Consider the following 21,601-nt stretch of genomic DNA (forward strand, 5'->3'; position numbering starts at 1 on the left):
GGCCCGCTCCGACGCGGCCCGAACCGGGGCGACAATCATGAGCGGCCAGCACACGGGTCACGGTCACGCACACCAGCACGGGGCGAGCTGCGGCCACGACCACCACCACGACCATGGTCCCGGCCCGGCCGCCGATGCCGGGGTCGTCACCGACGCGGTCTGCGGGATGAAGGTCGATCCGGCGACCTCGAAGCACCGCCTGGAGCATGCCGGGACGACCTTCCACTTCTGCTCGGCCGGGTGCCGGACGAAGTTCCAGGCCGACCCCGGCAAGTACCTAATGCCGAAGGCGGCGACCCAGGCTCCCGCCCCCCGGAAGGGCGCCATCTACACCTGCCCCATGCACCCGGAGATCCGGCAGGAGGGGCCGGGGAACTGCCCCATCTGCGGCATGGCGCTGGAGCCCTTGGAGGTGAGCGCGGAGGCCGCGCCTAACCACGAGCTGGCCGACATGACGCGCCGGTTCTGGATCGGGCTGGCCCTCACCCTTCCCGTGGTGGTCCTGGAGATGGGGAGCCACATCCCCGGCCTGGGCCTGCACGGGCTGGTGCCGCCCAGGACGTCGGTCTGGATCCAGTTCCTGCTCGGGACCCCGGTCGTCCTCTGGGCGGGCTGGCCGTTCTTCGTGCGGGGCTGGCAGTCGGTCGTGAACCGCAGCCTGAACATGTTCTCGCTCATCGCCCTCGGGACCGGCGCCGCCTACCTCTACAGCCTGGTCGCCACCTTCGCGCCCGGGCTCTTCCCCGAGGGCTTCCGCGGGATGGACGGGACGGTGGCGGTCTACTTCGAGGCGGCGGCCGTCATCACCGTGCTCGTCCTGCTCGGGCAGGTGCTGGAACTGCGCGCCCGCGAGCAGACCGGCGGCGCCATCCGCGCCCTGCTCAACATGGCGCCGAAGACCGCGCGGCGCCTCAAGGAGAACGGGGAGGACGAGGAGGTTCCCCTGGCGGACGTCCAGGCTGGCGACCGGCTGCGGGTGCGTCCGGGCGAAAGCGTGCCGGTGGACGGCGAGGTGCTGGAGGGTGGCGGCGCCGTGGACGAGTCCATGGTCACCGGCGAGTCCTTGCCTGTCGAGAAGGCCCCCGGCTCCAAGGTCATCGGAGGAACGGTGAACGGCACCGGCTCCCTGGTCATGCGGGCCGACAAGGTGGGCTCGGACACGATGCTCTCGCGCATCGTCGCGATGGTCGCCGAGGCGCAGCGCAGCCGGGCGCCGATCCAGCGGATGGCCGACCATGTATCCGGCTACTTCGTCCCGGCCGTCATCGCCGTGGCCGTGCTCGCCTTCCTCGCCTGGGCTGTCTGGGGTCCGGCCCCGGCCCTCTCCTACGGGCTGATCGCGGCAGTGTCGGTGCTGATCATCGCCTGCCCTTGCGCCCTGGGCCTCGCCACACCCATGAGCATCATGGTCGGCGTCGGCAAGGGTGCCGGTGCCGGGGTCCTCATCAGGTCGGCCGAGGCGCTCGAGCGTATGGAGAAGGTGGACACGCTGGTCGTCGACAAGACGGGCACCCTGACCGAGGGCAGGCCCAAGGTCATGGCCGTGGTCGCGGCGCCGGGCCTGTCCGAGGCCCAGGTCCTGCCGTTGGCGGCCAGCCTGGAGCGCTCCAGCGAGCATCCCCTGGCTACCGCCATCGTCGCGGCCGCCCGCGACCGCGGCGCGGCGCTGGAAGAACCGGCGGACTTCGGGTCGGTCACGGGCAAGGGTGTCACCGGCACCGTCGGCGGGCGCCGGGTGGCCTTGGGGAATGCGCGGCTGATGCAGGATCTCAGCGTCGACCTCGGAGGTCTTGCCGCCACGGCCGACGAACTGCGGCGCGAAGGCGGCACCGCCCTGTTCCTCGCAGTCGACGGCAAGGCCGGGGGCGTCATCGCCGTCGCCGACCCCGTGAAGGAGACCACCCCCGCGGCCCTGGAGAGCCTGCGGGCCGCTGGCATCCGGATCGTCATGCTGACAGGCGACAACCAGACGACCGCCGGGGCGGTGGCCCGGAAGCTCGGGATCGGCGAGTTCCAGGGCGACGTCCTCCCTGAGGACAAGCACCGCATCGTTCGCGAACTCAGGGCGCAGGGGAAGGTTGTTGCGATGGCTGGTGACGGCGTCAACGATGCGCCGGCGCTGGCCGAGGCCGACGTCGGGATCGCCATGGGCACCGGGACGGATGTCGCGATGCAGAGCGCGGGCGTGACGCTGGTGAAGGGCGACCTCGCCGGGATCGCGCGGGCACGGTCCCTGAGCCGTGCGACCATGCGCAACATCAGACAGAACCTGTTCCTCGCCTTCGTCTACAACATGCTCGGCGTGCCGCTGGCCGCGGGCGTGCTCTACCCCGTCCTCGGGATCCTGCTCAGCCCGATCGTGGCGGCCCTCGCCATGGCGCTGAGTTCCGTGTCCGTCATCGGCAACGCCCTGCGGCTGCGGACGCTGCGGCTCTGAGACCGCCCGGCGAGCAGGGCCGCAGGCATGCATGATTGCGAGCCGGGATCGTCGAGGTCGACATCCCCCGGGGGTTTTGCCTCGGGGGAAGCGCCGACCCGAACCGCACGGGGCGATGTCGGTTGCGATGCGCGGCGACGGCGCTGTCGACCGCCGCCGCGCCCGGGTTCAGCGGGCGCGCGTACCCGACGCGCCGCCCATCTGGTTGCAGTGCGCCATCATCGCCTGCATGTCCTGCGGGATCGGCCGCCCTGCACTGGCGTCGGCCTGCATCTGGCGACAGTGCGCCATCATGTCCTGCATGTTCATGCCGGACATGTTGTGGCCCTGCATGCCGGACATCCCCTGCATGTTCCCGTGGTTCATCCCGGGCATGTTGGAGTGGTCCATCCCCTGCATGCTGTCCATCCGCCCGGTGGCGCTGGCGGGCTGCGTCGTCGAGCGGCCTGCGGGCTGGACGGGGAGCTCGGCGGACGTCGGGGCGGATGCCTGGGGCATCGCACCCTGAGGCGCGCAGGCTGCAACGGTGAGCGCGAGGCCGAGGCCCACGACGAGACGAGCGGACCAGGTGCGGTGAGAAGCGAGCATGGTGCTTCCTCCTTGTCGCCGTGCCGCGCCGGACCGAGCTGGCTGCTGAAGCGGGTCTCCCGTGTCCGGCGGGATTGCCTCGCGTTCGGCGGGGCACGTGTCGACCCTACAAGTTCAGCCTCTCGGCGTCGTCGCCGGACCACTCCTTCAATTCTTACGTTTTATTGCCACGGGCAGTGCACGATTGATGCAGGCGCGCTGACCGTCGATATCGACACCCACCGGACGATGCGAGGTCCGGCGCCGACAAGGCTGCCAACTTCCGCACCAGCCGCGGTCAGTCCGTCGCCGCGCGTCTCATCAACCTCGAGAGGAGCTTTCCGTCATGGCTGAGCTATCGCTTCCGCGGCGCAGCATGCTGGCTGCTGGCATCGCCGCCATCGCGGCTCCCGCACTGTCGAGGTCGGCCCTGGCGCAGCCCGTTATCGGACGGATGATGCCCCGGGAGTTCAACCTCGCCATCGAGCATGTCTCGCTCAATATCACCGGAAGTCCGCGTTCGGCCATCGCGGTCAACCGCTCGGTCCCGGCTCCGGTCCTCCGTTTCCGCGAGGGCGAGGAGGTAGTCATCAACGTCGCCAACCGGCTCCGCGAGAGCACGTCCATCCACTGGCACGGGCTCATCCTCCCGAGCGGACAGGACGGCGTGCCGGGCATCAGCGACGGGTTCCAGGGCATCGCGGCGGGCGAGACGCACCAGTACCGCTTCCCGCTCGTCCAGGCGGGCACCTACTGGTATCACAGCCATTCCGGGACGCAGGAGCAGGCGGGCCTATACGGGCCCCTCGTCATCGACCCGGCACGCGCCGAGCCCTTCGGCTTCGACCGCGACTACATCATCCAGCTGTCCGACTGGACCGACGAAAACCCGCACCGCGTCATCCAGAACCTGAAGCGCGACGCGGGCTACTACAACTACAACAAGCGCACCGCGGCGAGCCTCGCCAACGAGCTCGCGCGAGCGCCGAACGCCCAGGCGCGCGAGGCCATCATCCGCGACCGGATGATGTGGGGCGAGATGCGGATGGATCCGACCGACATCGAGGACGTCACCGGATACACCTTCCTGGTGAACGGCCGGACGCCCGAGCAGAACTTCACGGCCGCCTACCGCCCGGGGGAGACCGTGCGGCTGCGCTTCATCAACTCCGGAGCAATGAGCCATTTCGACGTCCGCATCCCCGGGCTGGAAATGACGGTTGTGCAGGCGCACGGCAACAACGTGCAGCCGGTGGCGATCGACGAGTTCCGCATCGCGCCTGCCGAGACCTTCGACGTACTCGTCCGTCCCACCGGCGGGCGCCAGTTCCAGATCCTGGCGGAATCCATGGGCCGCCAGGGCTTCGCCAGCGCCAGCCTCGCCACCCAGAACGGCCTGCCGATGCTTCCCCTTCCGTCGCACCGCGAGCGGCCGCTGCTGACCATGGCCGACATGGGCGGGAACTACGGGCCCAGGGGCCTCGACCGCGGCACCCTGCGTCCCGAGACGGACCGGCCCGGCCAGATCGCGCCCATGGAGTCCATGGACATGGGCGGCATGGACCACTCGGGGATGCCGGGGATGTCCGGCATGGGCTCCGGCGGCGCCCAGGGCGGCATGCAGGGCATGGACCATTCGAACATGCCCGGGATGAACCGCGGCGCTCCTGCTCCCGCCGGACGCGGCGGGCGGGTCCAGGCGCCTTCCGGTACGGCACCCATGGACCATTCGACGATGCCGGGGATGGATCACTCCAACATGCCGGGGATGGGTCGCTCCTCATCCCTGGCTAGCGACCCGATGTTCCGCCTCGCCTCGGCCAGCATCCCCTCCGGTTCGGTTCCGGGGCCGGGGAACTTCACCCTGGCCCAAGCCACCCGGGGACAGGGCGGAATGTCCGGCATGGATCATTCCAACATGCCCGGCATGGACCACTCGACCATGCCGGGCATGGACCATTCCGGCATGCCCGGCATGGGGCAGCCGCAGCAGGCACGCCCCACCCAGCCAAGGAGGCCGCAGGGGCAGCAGAACCCGCCCGCCCCGAGGCGCGACCAGCGCAGCGCGGCCCCGGCCGCGCCCGATCACTCGGCGATGGGTCACGGCGCGCCAGGCACCGGCCAGGTGGGCCAAGTAGACACCTCCGCGGCCAGCGCACATGCGGGCCACGGAGGGATGACGCCGCCCGATCCGTTCGCGGTCAACACCGGGGCGCCTCCTGGCGCACGCGTGCTCACCTACCGGATGCTCCGGGCGCTCTCGAACCCCTACCCGGTGCGCGAGCCCGACCGCATCTTGGAGGTGCGGCTGACGGGCAACATGGAGCGGTACTTCTGGGCCATCAACGGCAACCGCTTCAGCGAGGCACAGCCGATCGTACTGACCCTCGGCGAGCGGGTCCGGATGCGGTTCATCAACGAGACCATGATGAGCCATCCGATGCACCTGCATGGGGTCTGGATGCAGCCGCAGGTGGGCAATGGCGCCCAGAACCCGCTGCTGCACACCATCAGCGTCAAACCCGGCAGCACGCTCGACGTGGACGTGGAGGCAGACGCCGAGGGCGGCTGGGCCTTCCACTGCCACATGCTGTTCCACATGGAGACGGGGATGATGCGCAAGGTCGAGATCCGGCGTCAGCCGCGCGTCGCGTCCAACGGCTGATGACGAAGGACCGATCCCCGATGCGACGCACGACCCGGGGCGCTGCCCTCGTGCTGCCCCTTCTCGGCGCTCTCGCCGCCGGGCAGGCTTCGGCCCAGCAGGCCGTCTCCCAGAACCTGGCGCACGACCCGGGCGCCCACGCTCCGGCGTCGCACGAGGTGTACTTCGGCGCCGTGCTCTTCGACCGCCTCGAGTGGGGCGTGGGTCTCGACGGTTCGCCGAACGTCGCGCGCTGGGACGGGCAGGCCTGGTACGGCACGGACTATGACAAGATCTGGATCAAGACCCAGGGAGAGGTCGAGCGCGGTCGCCGGGCCGAGAACGCCGAGGTCCAGCTGCTCTACTCGCGCCTCATCGGCTACTATTGGGACTTCCAGGCGGGCGTGCGCTACGACGCTCGTCCACGCCCTGATCGCACCTACGGCGTCATCGGTGTCCAGGGACTGGCTCCGGGACTCTTCGAGGTGGACCTGCAGGCGTTCGTGAGCGAGCGCGGCGACCTCTCCGCCCGGGTGGAGCTTTCTTACGACCTCTACATCACGCAGCGCCTCGTGCTGCAGCCCAACGTCGAGGTCAATCTGGCTGCCCAGCGAGTGCGCGAGCTCGGCGTCAACAGCGGCTTCAGCGACGTCGAGGCAGGCCTGCGCCTGCGCTACGAGTTCACCCGCGAGGTCGCGCCCTACGTCGGCGTGAACTACACGAGGCGGTTCGGAGAGGCGGCGCGCTACGCCCGGGACGAGGGCGGACGTGCCGAGAGCGTGGAGTTCGTGTCCGGCATCCGGCTCTTCTTCTGAAAGGAGGCCGCGGATGCCCAGCCGTGCTGCCGGAGGCTCCCCCGGGGGAACGATGCCTTGACCGATCGCCCCGGCAGCGCCCCCCGGGGCGTCTCGTCAGCCGACCTGCCTCCGATGTCCGGCGAGGGGCGACACGTGCTCGTCGTCGAGGACGACGGGGAACTCCGCAAGCTCCTGCTCACGTTTCTTCGCCGTAGCGGGTTCCGCGCCAGCGGCGCCCGGGACGGCATCGAGATGCGGCGGCTCCTGGCTTCGGCCCAGGTGGACCTCGTGCTGCTCGACATCATGCTGCCGGGCAAGTCGGGCTTCGAGCTCTGCCGGGATCTCCGCGCCGAGGGACGGATCCCGGTCATCATCCTGACCGCCCTGGCCGAGGCATCGGACCGGGTCATAGGGCTGGAGCTTGGAGCGGACGACTTCGTCGTGAAGCCAGCCGACCCTCGGGAGCTTGTCGCACGCATCCGGGCCGTCCTCCGCCGGGCCGAGGGCCCCGAGGACAACGCGGGTGGCAAGGGCCGCGAGGTGGCGCACTTCGCCGGTTGGTCCCTAGATACCCGGCGCCGCGAGCTTCTCAGGCCCGACAGTGTCGTGGTCGAACTGACCAGTGGCGAGTACGACCTCCTCCTGGCCTTCGTGGAGCGGCCGCAGCGCATCCTGACCCGGGACCAGCTCCTGGACATCGCCCGGAACCGCCCCTACGGCGGGCTCGACCGCTCGATGGATGTCCAGATCAGCCGGTTGCGCGCCAAGCTCGGGCCCCGGCCGCATGAGGACGGTGAGCCGGGCCTGATCAAGACTGTCCGCGGGGTGGGCTACCTTCTGTCCAGCCCAGTGGAGTGGTCAGGTTGAAGTGGTTCCTTCCACAGTCGTTGGCCGCGCGGACCCTGGCGACCCTGACGGTCGGCTTCGCGATCCTGTTCGCCGCCATGGTCGGCATTCACGACGTGCTGCTCCGCCAAGCCGTGGAGCGGGGGACCGAGGAGCTGCTGGCCCAGCGGCTGGCGACGATCCTGGATGCCGTCGCGGCGGCGCCCGAAGGGGAAAGAGACAGGATCGCTCATGCTCTGTCGCGGGCGGACCTAGAGGTCCATTGGCGGCGCGACGCGGCTCCCACCCCCGAGCATCCCTCCCGCGAGGAGTGGCCGACCGTCGCGGCGCGGACGGCGGCCCTGAGCGGCGTCGCGACGGAGGTGCGCGTGCGCCCCGGGCGCTACGAGGATGCGTCGGACCGGCTCGTCGGCATCGGAGCGGTAGCCCGCCTGCAGGACGGCTCCTGGCTGGACATGGAACTCGCCTCGTTCAACGTGCTGTCGGCCGACCAGGGCGTCCTGCACTCCTACGCCGCCGCCGTCGGCCTGGCGCTCCTCCTCGCGGTCGGCTTCGCGGCCCGTTCGGTGTCGGCGCCGGTCTCGGCGCTGGCGAAGGCGGTTTCCCGCCTCGATCTCGAGGGCGAGCCACCAGCCCTTTCCGCGTCCGGCCCGCGCGAGGTGCGGCAGCTTGCTGAGGCGCTCAACGACATGGCGGGGCGAACCCGTGACGCGTTCCGGCAACGGACACTGGCACTCGGGGCTTTGTCCCACGACCTGATGTCACCGATCGCTCGCCTTCGCCTTCGTGCCGAGGAACTTCCGGACGAGGTACGGGAGCCGATCCGCCGGGATCTTGCCGAGATGGAGACGATGGTCTCCGATGTCCTCGCCTACCTCCGTGGCGGCCACGCCGGTGAGGCCGTCCAGCCGCTCGCGATCTCGGCGCTCGTCCGCACTGTCGCCGACGAATTCGCCGATGCGGGGACGCCGGTCGAGGAAGGGCGGATCGACGACGCCGCCGTCGCCCCGGGGCGACGCGTCGCCATCAAGCGGGCGGTGACGAACCTGGTCGCGAACGCGGTGCGGCACGGGCGCGATTCATGGGTCGAGGTTGAAGCCCATCCGGACGAGGTGGTGGTGCGGGTGGGCGACCGCGGACCCGGCATACCGCCGGAAGACCTTCCCAGGGTGACCGAGCCGTTCTTCCGGGGCGACCGCGCTCGTACCGCGGGCGGCGGCAGCGGCCTGGGCCTCTCGACCGCCCAGGCCATCGTCGAAGCCCACGGAGGGCATCTTGCCATCGAGAGCGCGCCCGGGCGCGGGACCGTGGTCACGCTGACGCTTCCTCGCAGGCCGCAGGGACCCGGCGACGCCCGGGAAGGCAACAAAACGATGTAATCCAGCGCTCGCCGGACCGCTGCCCCGGGGCGTTGGAGCAATGCAGTTCGGCGCCGGTCTCCGTGCACGCGTCGCATTAGCGTGCGGCACGACACACCTCCGGGCCCGCTGAAGTGCCCACATCACCAGCGAGAAAGACAAACCCGATGTTGACAAGAGGTCGCGCCATCCAGGCCACCGTGGCTGCTGCGGCAGCGCTCATATGGACAGTCACCGCGTCCGCCCAGAGCGCCTCGGGCCAGCATGGCGGCCACCAGGGCGCCGCGGCGGGGTACCACGCCGCCATGGAGAGCATGAACCGCGACATGGCCGCTCAGCAGATGACCGGCAACGCCGACCATGACTTCGCCAGCATGATGGCACGGCATCATCAGGCAGCCATCGACATGGCACGCGTCGAGGTCGAGCTCGGGCGCGATCCCGAGATGAAGCGCACGGCCCAGGAGATGATCCAGAAGCAGCAGCAGGAAATCACCGAGTTGAGGGCTTGGATGTCGCGGCACCCGGCCCGCTGAACCTTTCCCGGACTGCGGCCCCGGCCGGTCGTCGCTGATCGTACCGGGGCCTACGCTTGAGCGAACCGGCATGCGCACGCCGCGGTCATGCCTCCAAGGAAATCGAGATGAGCTATACCCGCTTCGGCGCGATGATCCTGGTGTCCACGGTGGTCATGTTCGGGCTCATGTACCTGAACACCTATGCGTTCGAGCACGTGTTCTACAGCCAGACGCGGACATGGATGGCCCTCATGATGGGCGGGGCGATGGCCTTAATCATGATGCTGTTCATGCTGAAGATGTATCCCAGCAAGCGCGCGAACCTGGCCATCGTGGCCGGTGGGGCGGTGGTGTTCGCCGCGTCGCTCTTCCTGGTGCGCAGTCAGGCGACGGTCGGCGACGTGGACTACATGAAGGCCATGATCCCGCACCACTCCATCGCCATCATGACAAGCGAGCGCGCCCATATACGCGACCCGCGCGTGCGACGCCTGGCGGACCAGATCATCGAGGCGCAGGTCCGGGAAATCGGGGAGATGAAGCAGCTGATCGCCGACCTCGAGCGCAATCCGACCGCGCCGGGGGCGCCGGACCTGGAGCCGCGCGTGGCCAGCGCGGCTACGACGGGACGGTGAGCCGGAACGGGCGCGTCCTCCTCCGGAGGTCCTTGCCCTCTTGCGGACGCCGCCTCGCAGGGGGAGCCGGGGCATGATGCTCGCCCGGGATGGAGGCGCGCACGTCGCCTCTCTTGACCTTGCCACGATGGGAAGCCCCACCTCCTGGCGACTGTCATGGAAAATGGAAAGGGGAATACCCATGCACTTCATCGTCGAGAACATGCACTGCGAAGGCTGCGCCAAGGGCGTGACCGCCGCGGTGAAGCAAGCCGACCCTTCGGCACAGGTCGAGGTCCGGCTCGAAGACAGGTCGATCTCCGTCAACGGCGGCCGCCTCGGCGGCGAGGCGCTTCGAAGCGCCCTGCAGGATGCAGGGTGGAAAGCCGCCGCGACGCCTAGCTGATTGTAGGCGGGCGTCGGCCTGCAGCGGAAACAAATTGGTGCGTCTTTGTAGCTGCCGCCTTCCGGCAGCCCGCCTATTCATCCTGCAAGGCTTCCGCCGCGATCACGGCCGCGGAAGCAGTTCCTCAGGAGAGATCATGCTTTCTCGTTTCGGCTTCCTCCGGCAGGGCCTGCTGGCCGCTGCCGTCGTCCTGATGGCTCCCGCGGCGGCTTCCGCGCACGCCATGCTCCACTCCTCCGATCCTGCCGACGGCTCGACCCTGAACTCGTCGCCGCGGGCGGTGCACCTGATGTTCTCCGAGGAGTGCCGCGTGACGTCGCTGCGCCTGCTCGACGGGGCCGGTAAGGAGCATCAGGTCCGCCGCGAGGGCGGGCGCGAGGCGGCGAGCCATGCGACGGCCACCGTTCCCGCGTCGCTGCCGCCGGGCGCCTACCGCATCGAGTGGCGGGCCATGGGCGGCGACGGCCATGTGATGAGTGGGGCGGTGCGCTTCGCCGTGAACGCCTCGCGGTGATCCTGGAGCTGCTCGGGCCGGAGCCGGACCTGCTCCGGGGGCTCTCCGCGGCGTGGCGAATCGCCTTCTACGTCACCTGTCTCGGGGCTGCCGGGCTCGGTGTCTTCGCCATCGGCTTCGGGCGCCTCCAGACGGCCCAGGAGGCCGCCTCGTGCCGTCGCCTGACCCGGGCGATGGTGGTGCTGGGCGTGGTGTCCAGCCTGCTCTGGTTCTCGACTCAGGTAGCACTGGCGTCGGGCGGGGATCCGTTCGACGCCGAGGTCTGGGACATGATGGTCACCTCGCCTCCCGGAATCTCCGTCCTGATCGCCTGGGCAGGCCTGCTTCTCGTAGCGGCGGCAACCTGGACGGGACGCCCGGGTGTCATCATCGGCGCCGCAGGCATCCTGGCGGTCGCGGCCAGCTTCACCGCGGTCGGCCACACCACGCAGCACCAGCCGCGGTGGCTCCTGGCGGCTGCCCTGGTTTTCCACCTCGTCGCGGTCGCCTTCTGGTCGGGCAGTCTGTGGCCGCTCGCTCTCGCCTCGAAGCGGGGCGGCCCGGAGGCGGCCCGGCTGGTCGAGGGCTGGGCCCGGGTAGCCGTCTGGTTCGTGGGTGGCCTGGTCCTCGCCGGGGCCCTGCTGGCGTGGCTCCTGGTCGGTAGCGTGGAGACCCTGGTGACCACGGCCTACGGCTGGGCCCTTTTGACCAAGCTGGCGCTGGTGGGTGTCCTGCTCGCCTTCGCGGCCTGGCACCGCTTCCGGCTCACACCCGCCCTCGCGGCGGATGCCCCAGGAGCGGGCAGGCGCCTTGCGGTCTCAATTGGGTGGGAGATCCTGGTGATGATACTGGTGTTCTGGGCCGTGGCTGAGATGACTTCGACCAGCCCGCAGGGCGAGGGCTGAGCGACCGCCGGTGCCACACACCGGCGCGCGTCTGAAGTAAGGGCGGGCGGCGGGTGCGGCACTGGCGGCCAAGCGCACGGCTTTAGCGGGGTCAACGCGACGGAGAGTATTCACCCGCCTGAAACCTCGGGTTTGCCGCTGTACGTCCGCTTCCGAGGATGCTGTCAGGATCAAGGGTGAACAAGACGGGCTCGTAGCCGCCCTGGGATGGCTAAACCATCTAGGTCTGTTGTCCACTTTCCCCGGCGCTAGGCTCACGGCTGAGGTTCGAGTGCCACCTCTGACCCTAAGCTGAGTTACCGCTTTTCACATGCGCACTTGCGCGGAGTATCAAAAGGCCACTCAAGGCCGCAACGCTAAGACCGCCGGAAACGAGCAGGGCGGCCACTACTCCGAAGCGGTCCAGCACGACGCCGAACAGCAGCGGGGCGGCGGCCTGCAAAACCCGTCCCGGTGCGGACAGCACCCCCGTTCTCAAACCGTAGCCGGCAGCTCCGAACAGGGTCAGCGGCAGCACCCCTTTGGCAACGGTGAGCAACCCATTGCCGGCGCCGTGCAGCAGCGCGAAGGCCGCAGCAGCCGGGGCGCCCAGCGCCGCAAGGGCAAGGGCACCGAGCGGATGCAACGCCGTGGCGATCCGTGCCGACGCCAGGGCCGAGAGGTGCCGTTGCGCGCCATATTCCACCAGCCGGGCCGCAACCTGCGCCGGCCCGAGCAGGGCTGCGGCGGCCACGGCGGCGGCTGGCGTGGCGCCCGCCGCTTGCAGCAGACGCGGCAGGTGCGCCGCGAGGGCGGCTGAGACGAACAGCGTGGCCGCGAACACCCCAGCCAGGACGATCATCGCCCAGGGTGCGGGACCGCCGGCCGCGTCGGGCGCAGCAGTCTTCTCTGGCGGCGGGGCGTGCGGCACCAGCAGCCGGTTCAGCGGCAGGCCAAGCAATATATGCAGCACGGCCCACGCCACGCAGGCACCGCGCCAGCCCAGCTCATCGGTCAGCAGCGCCGTGACCGGCCAGCCAATGGTGCTGGCAAAGCCAGCCAGGAGCGTAATGCCGGTGATCGCTCCCCGTGCTTCGGCGCGGTAGAGCCCGGCCAGGGTGGCAAAGGCGGCATCATAGAGGCCGAGTGCCATGCCGATGCCCAACACGATCCAGGCCACGGACAAGCCGACGATGCCGGTCGAGGCTGCCAAGACCAGCAGGCCGGCAGCAAATATGAGGTTGGACAGGGCCAATACGTCGCGACCACCCCGGCGGTCGATGGCCCGCCCAGCAGCCGGACCCAGAAGGCCGGATAGAAGCAGCGCGGCCGAGAAGATGCCGAAGAACCATTCCCGCGACAGGCCCAGGTCGGTCGAGACGGGATCGGCCAGCACGGCGGGCAGGTAGTAGGTGGAGCCCCAAGCCAGGGTTTGCGCCGTGCCCAACGCCAGGACGACGGTGCGCCGGCTCCTTGTCCTGCCCGCCACCATCACAGCGCGTCCGGCAGCTTGAAGCTGGTCTTACGCTCGCTGTAGCGGTCCACGAGGTAATCGGCCCGGTCACGCAGTAGCAGCGTGAAGCGCACCAGCTCCTCCATCACGTCCACCACGCGGTCGTAGAGTGGCCCCGGCTTCATGCGTCCGGCCTCGTCGAATTGTTCGTAAGCCTTGGGCACACTGGACTGGTTGGGGATGGTGAACATCCGCATCCAGCGGCCCAGCAGGCGCAGGGTGTTCACGGCGTTGAAGCTCTGTGAGCCGCCCGACACTTGCATCACCGCCAGGGTGCGCCCCTGGGTCGGGCGCACGGAGCCTTCCTCCAGCGGCAGCCAGTCTATCTGGTTCTTGAACACGCCCGTCACCGCGCCGTGGACCTCGGGCGAACACCAGACATGACCCTCCGACCACAGGGATAGGGCTCGCAGCTCCTGCACCTTCGGGTGGTCCTTCGGCACGCTGTTGGCAATCGGCAGCTCGCGCGGGTCGAAGATCCGCGTTTCAGCGCCCATTGCTCGCAGCAGCCGGTCGGCTTCCTCCACCAGCAGGCGGCTAAAAGAGCGTTCGCGCAGGGAGCCGTAAAGTAGCAGGATACGGGGTGGATGATCGGCGCGTGCGGCTGGTTCCAGGCGGGCGAAGTCAGGGGAGGCCAGCAGCTCGGCCCGCAGCGCCGGCATAGGTTCGGAAGCGGCGTCTTCGCTCATTGAGGTCATTTTCATCGGGTCGGGGCGAGGCACGCTCAGGCCGGTCCCAGCAGCGGCAGCCAAAGTGCCAGGGCGGCGAGCACCACCAGCAACACGGGCGGGGTAATGGCGAGGCCGACCCGCATGTATTGGCCCCAGGTGATGCGGATGCCCTTGGTGCCGAGGACGTGCAGCCACAGCAGCGTGGCGAGGCTACCAATCGGGGTGAACTTCGGGCCGAGGTCGCAGCCGATCACGTTGGCATAGACCATCAGCTCGCGCGTCGCGGCGGGGATGCCCTGCGCCTGCTCGATGGAAAGCGCGCCCACCAGCACGCCCGGCATGTTGTTCATCACCGAGGACAGCAGCGCGGCACCGAAGCCGGTGCCGATGGTGGCGACCCAGGGACCATACCCGGCTAGCCAGACAAGGGCGGCGGCCAGGTGATCGGTCAGCCCGGCGTTCCGCAGGCCATAGACCACGAGGTACATGCCGAGGCTGAAGACCACGATCTGCCACGGGGCACCACGCAGCACCTTGCCCACCGGCACGATGCGGCCGCGTAGCGCCAGGGCGAGCAGGACCAGGGCGGCGGCGCCGGTCACGGCCGCGACTGGCACGCCAAACGGCGCCAGCACGAAGTAGGCGGCTAGCAGCAGCGCCAGCAGCGGGAAGGCAGCCCGGAAGATCAACGGATCGCGGATAGCGCTGGCCGGCGCTTCGAGCTGGGCAACCGGGTAGGTGGCCGGCACCGCCCGTCGATAGGCCAGCCACAGCACCCCCAGGGTTGCCGCGAGTGCCACGAGGTTCACCGGCACCATCACCGCCGCGTAGCGATTGAAGGTAATACCGAAATAATTGGCCGACACGATGTTGACGAGGTTGGAGATCACCAGCGGCAGGCTGGTGGTGTCCGCCACGAAGCCGGTCGCGACCACGAAGGCCAGGGTGGCGGCCGGCGGGAAGTCGAGCCGCAGCAGGATCGCCACGACAATGGGCGTCAGCAGCAGCGCCGCCCCGTCATTGGCGAAGAAGGCGGCGATGACCGCGCCCAGCACCACCACCAGCGGCAACAGGCGCCGGCCGCTGCCGCCGCCCCAACGGGCGACGTGCAGCGCCGCCCATTGAAAGAACCCGGCCTCGTCCAGCAGCAGCGAGATTACGATCAGCGCGACGAAGGTAAAGGTGGCGTCCCAGACGATATGCCAGACCACGGGCACGTCGGCCCAGCCGACTACGCCGGTAAGCAAGGCGAGAACGGCGCCTCCCATGGCACTCCAACCGATGCCGAGGCCGCGCGGCTGCCAGATGACAAGAACCAAGGTGGCGAGGAATATTAACAGGGCGAGCATCGAAGTCCTCGGCGCGCGGTCGCGCAGGCGGGTTCACCGCTGCTCCGTGGAGCCGCGGCGGTGCAGCGGGCGAAGGGGTGCGGCTAGTTGGGAGAGGGCGTTAGGTAGCGCGCTGTCCTTCAGCGTTCACGACCTTCTCGCCATCCTCTTTGGTAAAGGCACCCCGCTGCGGATTGGGCAGAATGTCGAGAACGGCTTCGGAGGGGCGGCAGAGCTTTACGCCCAGCGGCGTCACCACAAGAGGCCGGTTGATGAGGATGGGATGCGCCATCATCGCGTCCACGAGCTGGTTATCCGTTAGCGACGGATTGGCTAGCCCCAGCTCGGCGAACGGTGTGCCTTTCTCGCGCAGCAGCGCGCGAGGCGTCAGGCTGGCCCGCTGCATCAAATCGAGCAAGGTGTCCCGGCTCGGCGGCGTCTTGAGGTATTCGATGACCTCAGGCTGCTCGCCACTGTTGCGGATCAGGGCCAGGGTGTTGCGCGACGTGCCGCAATCCGGGTTGTGGTAGATGGTGACGGTCATGTGCGCCTCACGCGACGTTGGACCGGGGCGACGAGGCACCCTCGGCGTGGCCGATTTCCCGCAGCTTTGCGGTCAGGCTGGCCCGTTCCAAGCCCTCGAATGGCAAGGCCGTAAAGGCGGCAATGCGCTGCTTCATGTAGCGCAGCGCCGTGACGAAGGCCCGCTCGCGCTCCCAATCCGCTCCCTCGGCAGCGGCCGGATCAACGATGCCCCAATGCGCTGTGATCGGCCGCCCCGGCCAGACCGGGCACATCTCGCCGGCCGCGTCGTCGCAGACGGTGAAGACGAAATCCATCACTGGGGCACGGGGCACAGCGAACTCATCCCAGTTCTTGGAGCGCAAGCCATCGGTCGGATAGTCCATCTCGACTAGAAGCTTGAGGGCCATCGGATGGACCGCACCCTTGGGATGGCTTCCGGCCGAATAGGCGTTGAACCGATCTCCCCCGTCCTTACGGAGGACGCTTTCGGCCAGGATCGAGCGAGCCGAATTGCCCGTGCAGAGGAACAGCACGTTGAACGGGCGAATGGTCATTGCAGCACCTTTTCCGTGGGACAGCAGGGCGCCAGGGCCGCTATCAGCGGGGTGCACAGATCAGCGCGTCCACCGCAGCAATCCTTGACGAGGAACAGCATCAAGTCGCGCAGCCGGTCGAGGTCGGCACGGTAGATGATTGAGCGGCTTTGCCGCACGGATCGAACCAACCCCGCCCGGGCCAGGGTGCCCAGATGCGCTGACATAGTGTTCTGCGGCACGTCAAGCAGGCGCGCGATCTCGCCCGCAGGCAGACCATCCGGCTCATGCGTAACGAGCAGACGGAAGGTGTCGAGGCGTGTGCCTTGCGCGAGCGCGCCCAGAGCAGCAATTGCAGGCTCATTATCCATAAATCTAGAATGGCGGATATGAAGGTGCCTGTCCAGCTTATTAGGTCTGCTTTCCACTCCACCCGGTGTTGATGCATGGCTGCGAGGGCTAGCGCCGCCCCCGCCCCAAACCGGACCTTCTTTAGGTTGCCTCCACTTCCAACGTCAGATGCGACAGGTCATGGATATGGGCCAACTTGGCACGGTAGCTGGCCAGCGGCAGCGGACGTGAGGTTGCGATAGACACGATCGCGGCGTGATGACCGGGGCCAACCTGCCAAACGTGGAGGTCAGTAATCCGATCATCCCCGGTTTCGATAGCTGACCGAATCTCCTCGGGCAGGTCTTCGCCCGGAGGAACATAGTCCAACAGCACGCCGCCCGCACTGCGAACTAGTCCCAAGGACCAGTGAGCGATCACCAGTGCACCAACAATGCCCATCATCGGATCGAGCCAAGTCCAGCCGTAAAGGCTCCCCAGCGCGAGAGCGACGATGGCCAGGATCGAAGTCAATGCGTCTGCGAAGACGTGGAGGTAGGCGGACCGAAGATTGTTGTCGTGCCCACCATGGCTGTGATCGTGGTGTGCGTGGTGGTGGCCATGGTCATGAGAATGATCGTCTTTCAGCAGCCAAGCCGAGGCCAGATTGACGACCAAGCCGACGACCGCGACACCGATTGCCTGCCCAAAGGCGATCGGAACCGGGTCCGTCAGGCGCAGTAGGCTTTCGTAGCCTATGAACAGCGCGATCAGGGCCAGGATTACCGCGCTCGCGAAACCGGCAAGGTCGCCAAACTTTCCTGTCCCGAAGGTGAAACGTGGGTTTGCGACGTGCTTGCGCGCGTAGAAGTAGGCGCCCGCCGCGATGAGCATGGCTGCGGCATGGGTGGACATGTGCAGGCCGTCCGCCACCAGTGCCATCGAACCATAAGCAAGGCCCGCTACGATTTCGACAACCATCATAGCGACGGTCAGTGCGATGACAGCCCGGACGCGCCGCTCATTGCGGCCATGGTTCGCGCCGAGGAAGTCGTGTGTGTGTTCGAGATGGCTGTTCGGCGCGTCCGGCGTCACTTTCGTGGTCATTTCAGGTATGTCCTTAGAACCGCTAGCAAATCGGATGCGCCCTTTGCCCTGGCGGGATCAGCCTCGTGGGCGGGGTCGACCACGTGATGGCGCACATGATCGTCGATGAGTTCGAGGATCAGTCCGTTGAGCGCTCCTCGGATTGAGGCGACGAGCTGGAGCACATCGCCACAGTCGGCACCGCCCTCCAGCTGACGCGCGACGGCATCGAGCTGCCCCTGGAGGCGCCGGACGCGGGAGACTAGCTTGGCTGGATCTTTACTCAGGTGCGTCATAGGGTAGGGGGGTACTCTATCACAAAGGCATGCTCAAACTCTTTAGTGACCTTCCGAGTGCCGTACTGTGCCGCATAAGAATGGCTGCTCCCCACCCTCCTCGGCGCTAGCCGTCAACCGGGAGCACTACCGCCGTACCCGACCCAATGCAGACTCTCGCTACTCTGCTGATAGTGCCTCCACATTTCCCGAAAAGAATGGATGACCGGGAATGGCGCTGGCTTCTGAGAAGATGATCAGGCCGACGTCAATTCGCGTGCGTGCTGCTTGCCCCGATTAACTCCGCCAGTGCGGTGGGTAAGCAGCGTCATAGCCCCGCATTGTTTCCATCCGCGACAGCCACGCGCCCAACGCTGGCAAACGCCCACCGAGGTCCTCGAGGCCAAGCCCCATATTGATGGCTTCCGGACGCGCTGCGACCCGTCGTAGCATCTGTATGTTCGGCAGCGCGACGATGTCCGCTGCGGTAATATGGTCATCCGCCAGGTAAGGCGTGATCGACAGCGCCTGCTCCATCCAGCCAAGTGCCTCGACCGCGCGAGCCGCAGACGCTCGCATTGCCTCGGGATCATCCTTGGCACGGCCGCGCAACAACGGTCGGACAATCTCCACGTCGAATAGATCTCGCGTATAGTTCTCGAATTCGTTCACGCGCTGCCAGACGCGGCCGTGCTGCTGCGCAGTCTGCCCGAGCAGTGGAACGGCGGGATGCGCGCGATCTAAGAAGGCGATGATCGCCACGGATTCGTACAGCGCTGTGTCGCCAGTCTTCAGAACCGGAACCTTGCCGCGTGGGTTCAGCGCGAGGAATGCGGGCGCACGATGTTCCTGCTTGCCCGCATCCAGGCGGCGAGAGACATACGACACACCTTTGTATTCGAGAGCCAACTGTACCTGCCACGCGTAGGGGCTGCCGCTTATCCAGAAGAGTTCGTGATCCATCGTTGAGCCTTCCACGTTCATGGTTCTATCCCTGCACCGGTCAGTGCGTGTGTGAGTGTCGGAAGACGTGATCGGTACTTGTCGCCTGACCCTGTGTGTCAGGCCACAAAGCGGACGACCCCTCCGTCCACCCGGAGTGCGGCGCCGCTGGTCGCGGATGCCTGCTCGGAGCAGGCGTAGACGAGCATATTGGCGACCTCGTCGGTCGTGGCGAAGCGTTGGATCAGGCTCGTGGGGCGGAGCGCTTGCAGGAAGCCCTGCTCGGCCTCCTCGACCGTTATGCCGTTCTCCGCTGCCTGCTTGACCATGTAGTCGCCCAGGATCTCGGATCGGGTTGGCCCCGGAAGCACCGCGTTGACGGTGACACCCGTGCCCGCGACCGCTTCAGCCAGGCCGCGCGAGACGGCGAGCTGCGCGGTCTTGGTCATGCCATAGTCCAGCATCTCCTTGGGCGTGTTGACCGCGGACTCGCTGCTGACGAAGACGACGCGCCCCCACCCCTTGCCGACCATGCGCGGCAGATAGTGGCGCGACAGGCGCACGCCGCTCATCACGTTGAGCTGGAACAGGCCGAGCCAATCCTCGTCGGGAATGGCCGCGATGTCGTCGATGCCGTTATAGGCTCGCAGGAACGCCGTGCCGACGTTGTTCACGAGAATGTCGGCATCCGGCGCCCGGGCGATAAGGGCGTTTGCCCCTTCCGCCGTCGCAAGATCGGCGGCGATGCCGGAAATGAAGCCCTCCGGAAACGCAATGCGCATCTGCCGCATCGCTTCATCGACGCGCGCCTGGGTGCGGCCGTTGATGATGACCGAGGCGCCCGCCCGCGCCAGCCCTTCGGCGGCCGCTCGGCCGATGCCGGCGGTGGAGCCCGTCACGATAGCCGTGCGGCCGCTCAGGTCGATCTTCATGGGTCTGCCTTTCTGGTTTGGCGCCGGTCACTCCCGAGGGTACCGGCACCAAGGCTTCAGAGCGTGATACCGGCCGCATTAAGGGTGCCGTCGATGCGCTCATCGACTTCGCGCTTCGATGCAGCCCAGGCAGGCACCGTGTCCAGCAAGCGCTGCTGCCAGGCGACGAGGTTGGGAAACTCGTTGAACGGCACCTTCGTGCGCTCGTTCTGCGAGAAGGGGGCGGCGATGTCGATGTCCGCCAGTGTCAGATGATCGCCCACGATGAAGCGCCGGTCCGCGAGGTGCGCATCCAGTGCGGCGCCAGCGGCGCGAATCTTGACGAACGCCAGGTCGACGATGGTCTTGTCCTCGGGCTGGCCCATAAAGCGCTTGCCGATCCGCTCATCGAAGGTGAGCACGGAGAAAACCCGCCACTGCTCACCCGACCAGAACATCCACTGCAGCACTTCGTACCGCTCTTGCGGCGTGGCGCCGAGCAGGTCGCTGCCAACCTTCTCCGCGAGGTAGATGTTGATCGCTGACGCCTCGTAGAGGACGACGTCGCCGTCCACCATCACCGGCGTCAGGCCGTGCGGGTTTAGGTTCTTCAGGAAGTCGGGCGCGTGGCTCTCACCCTTGAAGAGGTCGACATACACGCGCTCGATGTCGACGCCCATGATGGCTGCTGCCGACGTTACGCGACGCAGGCTGCCCGAACCGGGATCGCCATAGATCTTGATAGCCATTGGTCGATGCTTCTTCTCTTGGATTAACGAGGGTAATCAGCGCCCGGACGCCGGCAGGCAGGCGGTAAAGCACTGGCAACAGTTCGGACGGGTCGGGGCGACGCGTGTAGTCGGGGGTGACTTCCGCGTATGCGATTACGCCATCCGTCCCGATCACGTAGATCGCCGGCAAGATCTAGGTTATCTGTGAGGGCGGCAGTATCTACTAAGTTTGAACAACACTTATCCGAGTATCAAATGAGTGATCGCTGGCAGGAGATGGCTGTTTTCGTCCGCGTGGCTGAGAGCGGCAGCTTTTCGCGTGCGGCGCGTGAACTGAAGCTCTCGCAACCCTCGGTATCGCGCATCGTCGGCACGCTGGAAGCGCGGTTGGGCACGACGCTGCTGCTGCGCACCACTCGCAGCATCTCGCTGACGGAAGCCGGCACCCTGTATCTGGAGCGCGCGAGATACCTGCTTGCGGAGGTGGAGGAGGCCGAGCAGGCGACCCGCGGCGTGGACTCGCTGCACGGCGTGATTCGCCTTGCGATGCCCGTGCTCTATGGCACGCGCGCAGTCATTCCGGCGCTGGCGACGTTCCTGGCCCGGCATCCGGATCTTCGGGTCGAGATGATCATGAGCGACACGCGCCAGAACCTCATTACGGACGGAGTGGATGTTGCCATTCGCCTGGGCGTCGGGTCGCTGGATGACTCCACGTTTGGCGCCCGCAGACTTGGCGTGGTTGAGCGACTGGTTGTCGCGGCACCAGCCTATCTCTCAGCAAGGGGAACGCCGGCCAGTCCGGCAGATCTCGCCCGGCACGACTGCATCGTCCAGCATGGCCTCTTCGGTCGCGAGAGCTGGCGCTTCTCGCACAATCAGACTGTCACCTCCGTCGACGTCTCCGCGAAGCTTTGGATCAACCCAGCGTCGGGGGTGCTCGGGGCCGCGGTCGCGGGGCTGGGCATCGCGCTGGCGACCCGGGTGATGGCAGGAGAGGAACTGCGCACTGGTCAGCTTACACAGGTGCTCAAACCGCATCGGCTCGATCCGGCCGAAGTTTATGCTGTATTTCCGGCGGGTCCGCGGCCATCAGCACGGATCCGGGCAATTGTAGAACACCTCGGAGCGTCGATCGGCACTCCGAGGTGATTAGAACGGAGCGCTGCCGCTGCCAGATTATTTCCGAGAA

Annotated in this window: 23 protein-coding genes; 11 read left to right on the forward strand and 12 right to left on the reverse strand. The window is 67.5% G+C overall.

Annotated features, from left to right (window positions below):
• Positions 1-37 precede the first annotated feature (37 nt).
• Entirely contained in the window at positions 38-2,437 is a 2,400-nt protein-coding gene (locus NRP21_RS18950) for a heavy metal translocating P-type ATPase (protein WP_257717794.1), read from the forward strand.
• Positions 2,438-2,605: 168 nt separating this feature from the next.
• On the opposite strand, the gene NRP21_RS18955 is transcribed toward NRP21_RS18950, so the two are convergent.
• Positions 2,606-3,025: a hypothetical protein gene (locus NRP21_RS18955; RefSeq protein WP_257717795.1), complete on the reverse strand. Its 420-nt coding sequence runs from the start codon at positions 3,023-3,025 to the stop codon at positions 2,606-2,608.
• 325 nt (positions 3,026-3,350) lie between these two features.
• On the opposite strand from NRP21_RS18955, the gene NRP21_RS18960 reads away from it, so the two are divergent.
• The 9 genes from NRP21_RS18960 (at position 3,351) to NRP21_RS19000 (ending at position 11,585) form a co-directional block, all read left to right on the forward strand.
• The gene (locus NRP21_RS18960; protein ID WP_257717796.1) at positions 3,351-5,669 is read left to right on the forward strand and encodes a multicopper oxidase domain-containing protein; all 2,319 of its coding nucleotides are present in this window, start codon (positions 3,351-3,353) and stop codon (positions 5,667-5,669) included.
• 20 nt (positions 5,670-5,689) lie between these two features.
• On the forward strand, positions 5,690-6,463 hold the full coding sequence (locus NRP21_RS18965) for a copper resistance protein B (protein ID WP_257717797.1): 774 nt from the start codon (positions 5,690-5,692) through the stop codon (positions 6,461-6,463).
• A gap of 114 nt (positions 6,464-6,577) precedes the next feature.
• Positions 6,578-7,312 carry a response regulator gene (locus tag NRP21_RS18970; protein ID WP_257717828.1) on the forward strand — a complete coding sequence of 245 codons (735 nt, stop codon included), beginning with the start codon at positions 6,578-6,580 and terminating at the stop codon, positions 7,310-7,312.
• Positions 7,300-8,670 carry a sensor histidine kinase gene (locus NRP21_RS18975; protein ID WP_257717798.1) on the forward strand — a complete coding sequence of 457 codons (1,371 nt, stop codon included), beginning with the start codon at positions 7,300-7,302 and terminating at the stop codon, positions 8,668-8,670. Before NRP21_RS18970 ends, NRP21_RS18975 begins: the two co-directional genes overlap by 13 nt.
• A 146-nt stretch (positions 8,671-8,816) precedes the next feature.
• The gene (locus tag NRP21_RS18980) at positions 8,817-9,185 is read left to right on the forward strand and encodes a DUF305 domain-containing protein (RefSeq protein ID WP_257717799.1); all 369 of its coding nucleotides are present in this window, start codon (positions 8,817-8,819) and stop codon (positions 9,183-9,185) included.
• A gap of 107 nt (positions 9,186-9,292) precedes the next feature.
• Positions 9,293-9,802, forward strand: coding sequence for a DUF305 domain-containing protein (locus NRP21_RS18985; protein ID WP_257717800.1), 510 nt, complete (start codon positions 9,293-9,295; stop codon positions 9,800-9,802).
• A 181-nt stretch (positions 9,803-9,983) separates the two neighbouring features.
• A complete protein-coding gene (locus tag NRP21_RS18990; protein ID WP_257717801.1) occupies positions 9,984-10,187 on the forward strand; it encodes a heavy-metal-associated domain-containing protein in 204 nt (67 codons plus the stop codon).
• Between the two features lie 136 nt (positions 10,188-10,323).
• The gene (locus tag NRP21_RS18995; RefSeq protein WP_257717802.1) at positions 10,324-10,701 is read left to right on the forward strand and encodes a copper resistance CopC family protein; all 378 of its coding nucleotides are present in this window, start codon (positions 10,324-10,326) and stop codon (positions 10,699-10,701) included.
• Positions 10,698-11,585: a copper resistance D family protein gene (locus NRP21_RS19000; RefSeq protein WP_257717803.1), complete on the forward strand. Its 888-nt coding sequence runs from the start codon at positions 10,698-10,700 to the stop codon at positions 11,583-11,585. Before NRP21_RS18995 ends, NRP21_RS19000 begins: the two co-directional genes overlap by 4 nt.
• 286 nt (positions 11,586-11,871) lie before the next feature.
• On the opposite strand, the gene NRP21_RS19005 is transcribed toward NRP21_RS19000, so the two are convergent.
• From NRP21_RS19005 to NRP21_RS19055, 11 genes are all read right to left on the reverse strand, one after another.
• Positions 11,872-13,056: an MFS transporter gene (locus NRP21_RS19005; RefSeq protein WP_257717804.1), complete on the reverse strand. Its 1,185-nt coding sequence runs from the start codon at positions 13,054-13,056 to the stop codon at positions 11,872-11,874.
• A complete protein-coding gene (arsH, locus tag NRP21_RS19010) occupies positions 13,056-13,766 on the reverse strand; it encodes an arsenical resistance protein ArsH (RefSeq protein WP_257717805.1) in 711 nt (236 codons plus the stop codon). The genes NRP21_RS19005 and arsH overlap by 1 nt, the downstream gene beginning before the upstream one ends.
• Positions 13,767-13,801: 35 nt before the next feature.
• Positions 13,802-15,097, reverse strand: coding sequence for an arsenic transporter (locus tag NRP21_RS19015; RefSeq protein ID WP_257717806.1), 1,296 nt, complete (start codon positions 15,095-15,097; stop codon positions 13,802-13,804).
• Positions 15,098-15,197: 100 nt separating this feature from the next.
• On the reverse strand, positions 15,198-15,620 hold the full coding sequence (gene arsC, locus NRP21_RS19020; protein ID WP_257717807.1) for an arsenate reductase (glutaredoxin): 423 nt from the start codon (positions 15,618-15,620) through the stop codon (positions 15,198-15,200).
• 7 nt (positions 15,621-15,627) lie between these two features.
• Positions 15,628-16,155 carry an arsenate reductase ArsC gene (locus tag NRP21_RS19025; protein ID WP_257717808.1) on the reverse strand — a complete coding sequence of 176 codons (528 nt, stop codon included), beginning with the start codon at positions 16,153-16,155 and terminating at the stop codon, positions 15,628-15,630.
• Complete coding sequence (locus NRP21_RS19030) at positions 16,152-16,505, reverse strand: ArsR/SmtB family transcription factor (RefSeq protein ID WP_257717809.1); 354 nt, start codon at positions 16,503-16,505, stop codon at positions 16,152-16,154. The genes NRP21_RS19025 and NRP21_RS19030 overlap by 4 nt, the downstream gene beginning before the upstream one ends.
• A gap of 121 nt (positions 16,506-16,626) precedes the next feature.
• Entirely contained in the window at positions 16,627-17,571 is a 945-nt protein-coding gene (gene dmeF / locus NRP21_RS19035; RefSeq protein WP_257717810.1) for a CDF family Co(II)/Ni(II) efflux transporter DmeF, read from the reverse strand.
• On the reverse strand, positions 17,568-17,846 hold the full coding sequence (locus NRP21_RS19040) for a metal/formaldehyde-sensitive transcriptional repressor (protein WP_257717811.1): 279 nt from the start codon (positions 17,844-17,846) through the stop codon (positions 17,568-17,570). The genes dmeF and NRP21_RS19040 overlap by 4 nt, the downstream gene beginning before the upstream one ends.
• A gap of 276 nt (positions 17,847-18,122) precedes the next feature.
• Entirely contained in the window at positions 18,123-18,809 is a 687-nt protein-coding gene (locus NRP21_RS19045) for a glutathione S-transferase family protein (protein WP_257717812.1), read from the reverse strand.
• 77 nt (positions 18,810-18,886) lie between these two features.
• Entirely contained in the window at positions 18,887-19,699 is an 813-nt protein-coding gene (locus tag NRP21_RS19050; RefSeq protein WP_257717813.1) for an SDR family NAD(P)-dependent oxidoreductase, read from the reverse strand.
• Positions 19,700-19,755: 56 nt separating this feature from the next.
• Entirely contained in the window at positions 19,756-20,427 is a 672-nt protein-coding gene (locus NRP21_RS19055) for a glutathione S-transferase family protein (protein ID WP_257717814.1), read from the reverse strand.
• A gap of 237 nt (positions 20,428-20,664) precedes the next feature.
• Between NRP21_RS19055 and NRP21_RS19060 the strand changes: the two genes are divergently transcribed.
• Entirely contained in the window at positions 20,665-21,561 is an 897-nt protein-coding gene (locus NRP21_RS19060) for a LysR family transcriptional regulator (protein WP_257717815.1), read from the forward strand.
• The last annotated feature ends 40 nt before the right edge of the window (positions 21,562-21,601 follow it).

The organism is Roseomonas populi (assembly GCF_024594815.1).
Taxonomy (GTDB): domain Bacteria; phylum Pseudomonadota; class Alphaproteobacteria; order Acetobacterales; family Acetobacteraceae; genus Roseomonas; species Roseomonas populi.

Excerpts from the sequence above, each read along its gene's own strand:
- NRP21_RS18950 (WP_257717794.1), top strand. The coding sequence starts at position 38 with ATGAGCGGCCAGCACACGGGTCACGGTCACGCACACCAGCACGGGGCG.
- NRP21_RS18955 (WP_257717795.1), bottom strand. The coding sequence starts at position 3,025 with ATGCTCGCTTCTCACCGCACCTGGTCCGCTCGTCTCGTCGTGGGCCTC.
- NRP21_RS18960 (WP_257717796.1), top strand. The coding sequence starts at position 3,351 with ATGGCTGAGCTATCGCTTCCGCGGCGCAGCATGCTGGCTGCTGGCATC.
- NRP21_RS18965 (WP_257717797.1), top strand. The coding sequence starts at position 5,690 with ATGCGACGCACGACCCGGGGCGCTGCCCTCGTGCTGCCCCTTCTCGGC.
- NRP21_RS18970 (WP_257717828.1), top strand. The coding sequence starts at position 6,578 with ATGTCCGGCGAGGGGCGACACGTGCTCGTCGTCGAGGACGACGGGGAA.
- NRP21_RS18980 (WP_257717799.1), top strand. The coding sequence starts at position 8,817 with ATGTTGACAAGAGGTCGCGCCATCCAGGCCACCGTGGCTGCTGCGGCA.
- NRP21_RS18985 (WP_257717800.1), top strand. The coding sequence starts at position 9,293 with ATGAGCTATACCCGCTTCGGCGCGATGATCCTGGTGTCCACGGTGGTC.
- NRP21_RS18990 (WP_257717801.1), top strand. The coding sequence starts at position 9,984 with ATGCACTTCATCGTCGAGAACATGCACTGCGAAGGCTGCGCCAAGGGC.
- NRP21_RS18995 (WP_257717802.1), top strand. The coding sequence starts at position 10,324 with ATGCTTTCTCGTTTCGGCTTCCTCCGGCAGGGCCTGCTGGCCGCTGCC.
- NRP21_RS19005 (WP_257717804.1), bottom strand. The coding sequence starts at position 13,056 with ATGGTGGCGGGCAGGACAAGGAGCCGGCGCACCGTCGTCCTGGCGTTG.
- arsH (WP_257717805.1), bottom strand. The coding sequence starts at position 13,766 with ATGAGCGAAGACGCCGCTTCCGAACCTATGCCGGCGCTGCGGGCCGAG.
- NRP21_RS19015 (WP_257717806.1), bottom strand. The coding sequence starts at position 15,097 with ATGCTCGCCCTGTTAATATTCCTCGCCACCTTGGTTCTTGTCATCTGG.
- arsC (WP_257717807.1), bottom strand. The coding sequence starts at position 15,620 with ATGACCGTCACCATCTACCACAACCCGGATTGCGGCACGTCGCGCAAC.
- NRP21_RS19025 (WP_257717808.1), bottom strand. The coding sequence starts at position 16,155 with ATGACCATTCGCCCGTTCAACGTGCTGTTCCTCTGCACGGGCAATTCG.
- NRP21_RS19030 (WP_257717809.1), bottom strand. The coding sequence starts at position 16,505 with ATGGATAATGAGCCTGCAATTGCTGCTCTGGGCGCGCTCGCGCAAGGC.
- dmeF (WP_257717810.1), bottom strand. The coding sequence starts at position 17,571 with ATGACCACGAAAGTGACGCCGGACGCGCCGAACAGCCATCTCGAACAC.
- NRP21_RS19040 (WP_257717811.1), bottom strand. The coding sequence starts at position 17,846 with ATGACGCACCTGAGTAAAGATCCAGCCAAGCTAGTCTCCCGCGTCCGG.
- NRP21_RS19045 (WP_257717812.1), bottom strand. The coding sequence starts at position 18,809 with ATGAACGTGGAAGGCTCAACGATGGATCACGAACTCTTCTGGATAAGC.
- NRP21_RS19050 (WP_257717813.1), bottom strand. The coding sequence starts at position 19,699 with ATGAAGATCGACCTGAGCGGCCGCACGGCTATCGTGACGGGCTCCACC.
- NRP21_RS19055 (WP_257717814.1), bottom strand. The coding sequence starts at position 20,427 with ATGGCTATCAAGATCTATGGCGATCCCGGTTCGGGCAGCCTGCGTCGC.
- NRP21_RS19060 (WP_257717815.1), top strand. The coding sequence starts at position 20,665 with ATGAGTGATCGCTGGCAGGAGATGGCTGTTTTCGTCCGCGTGGCTGAG.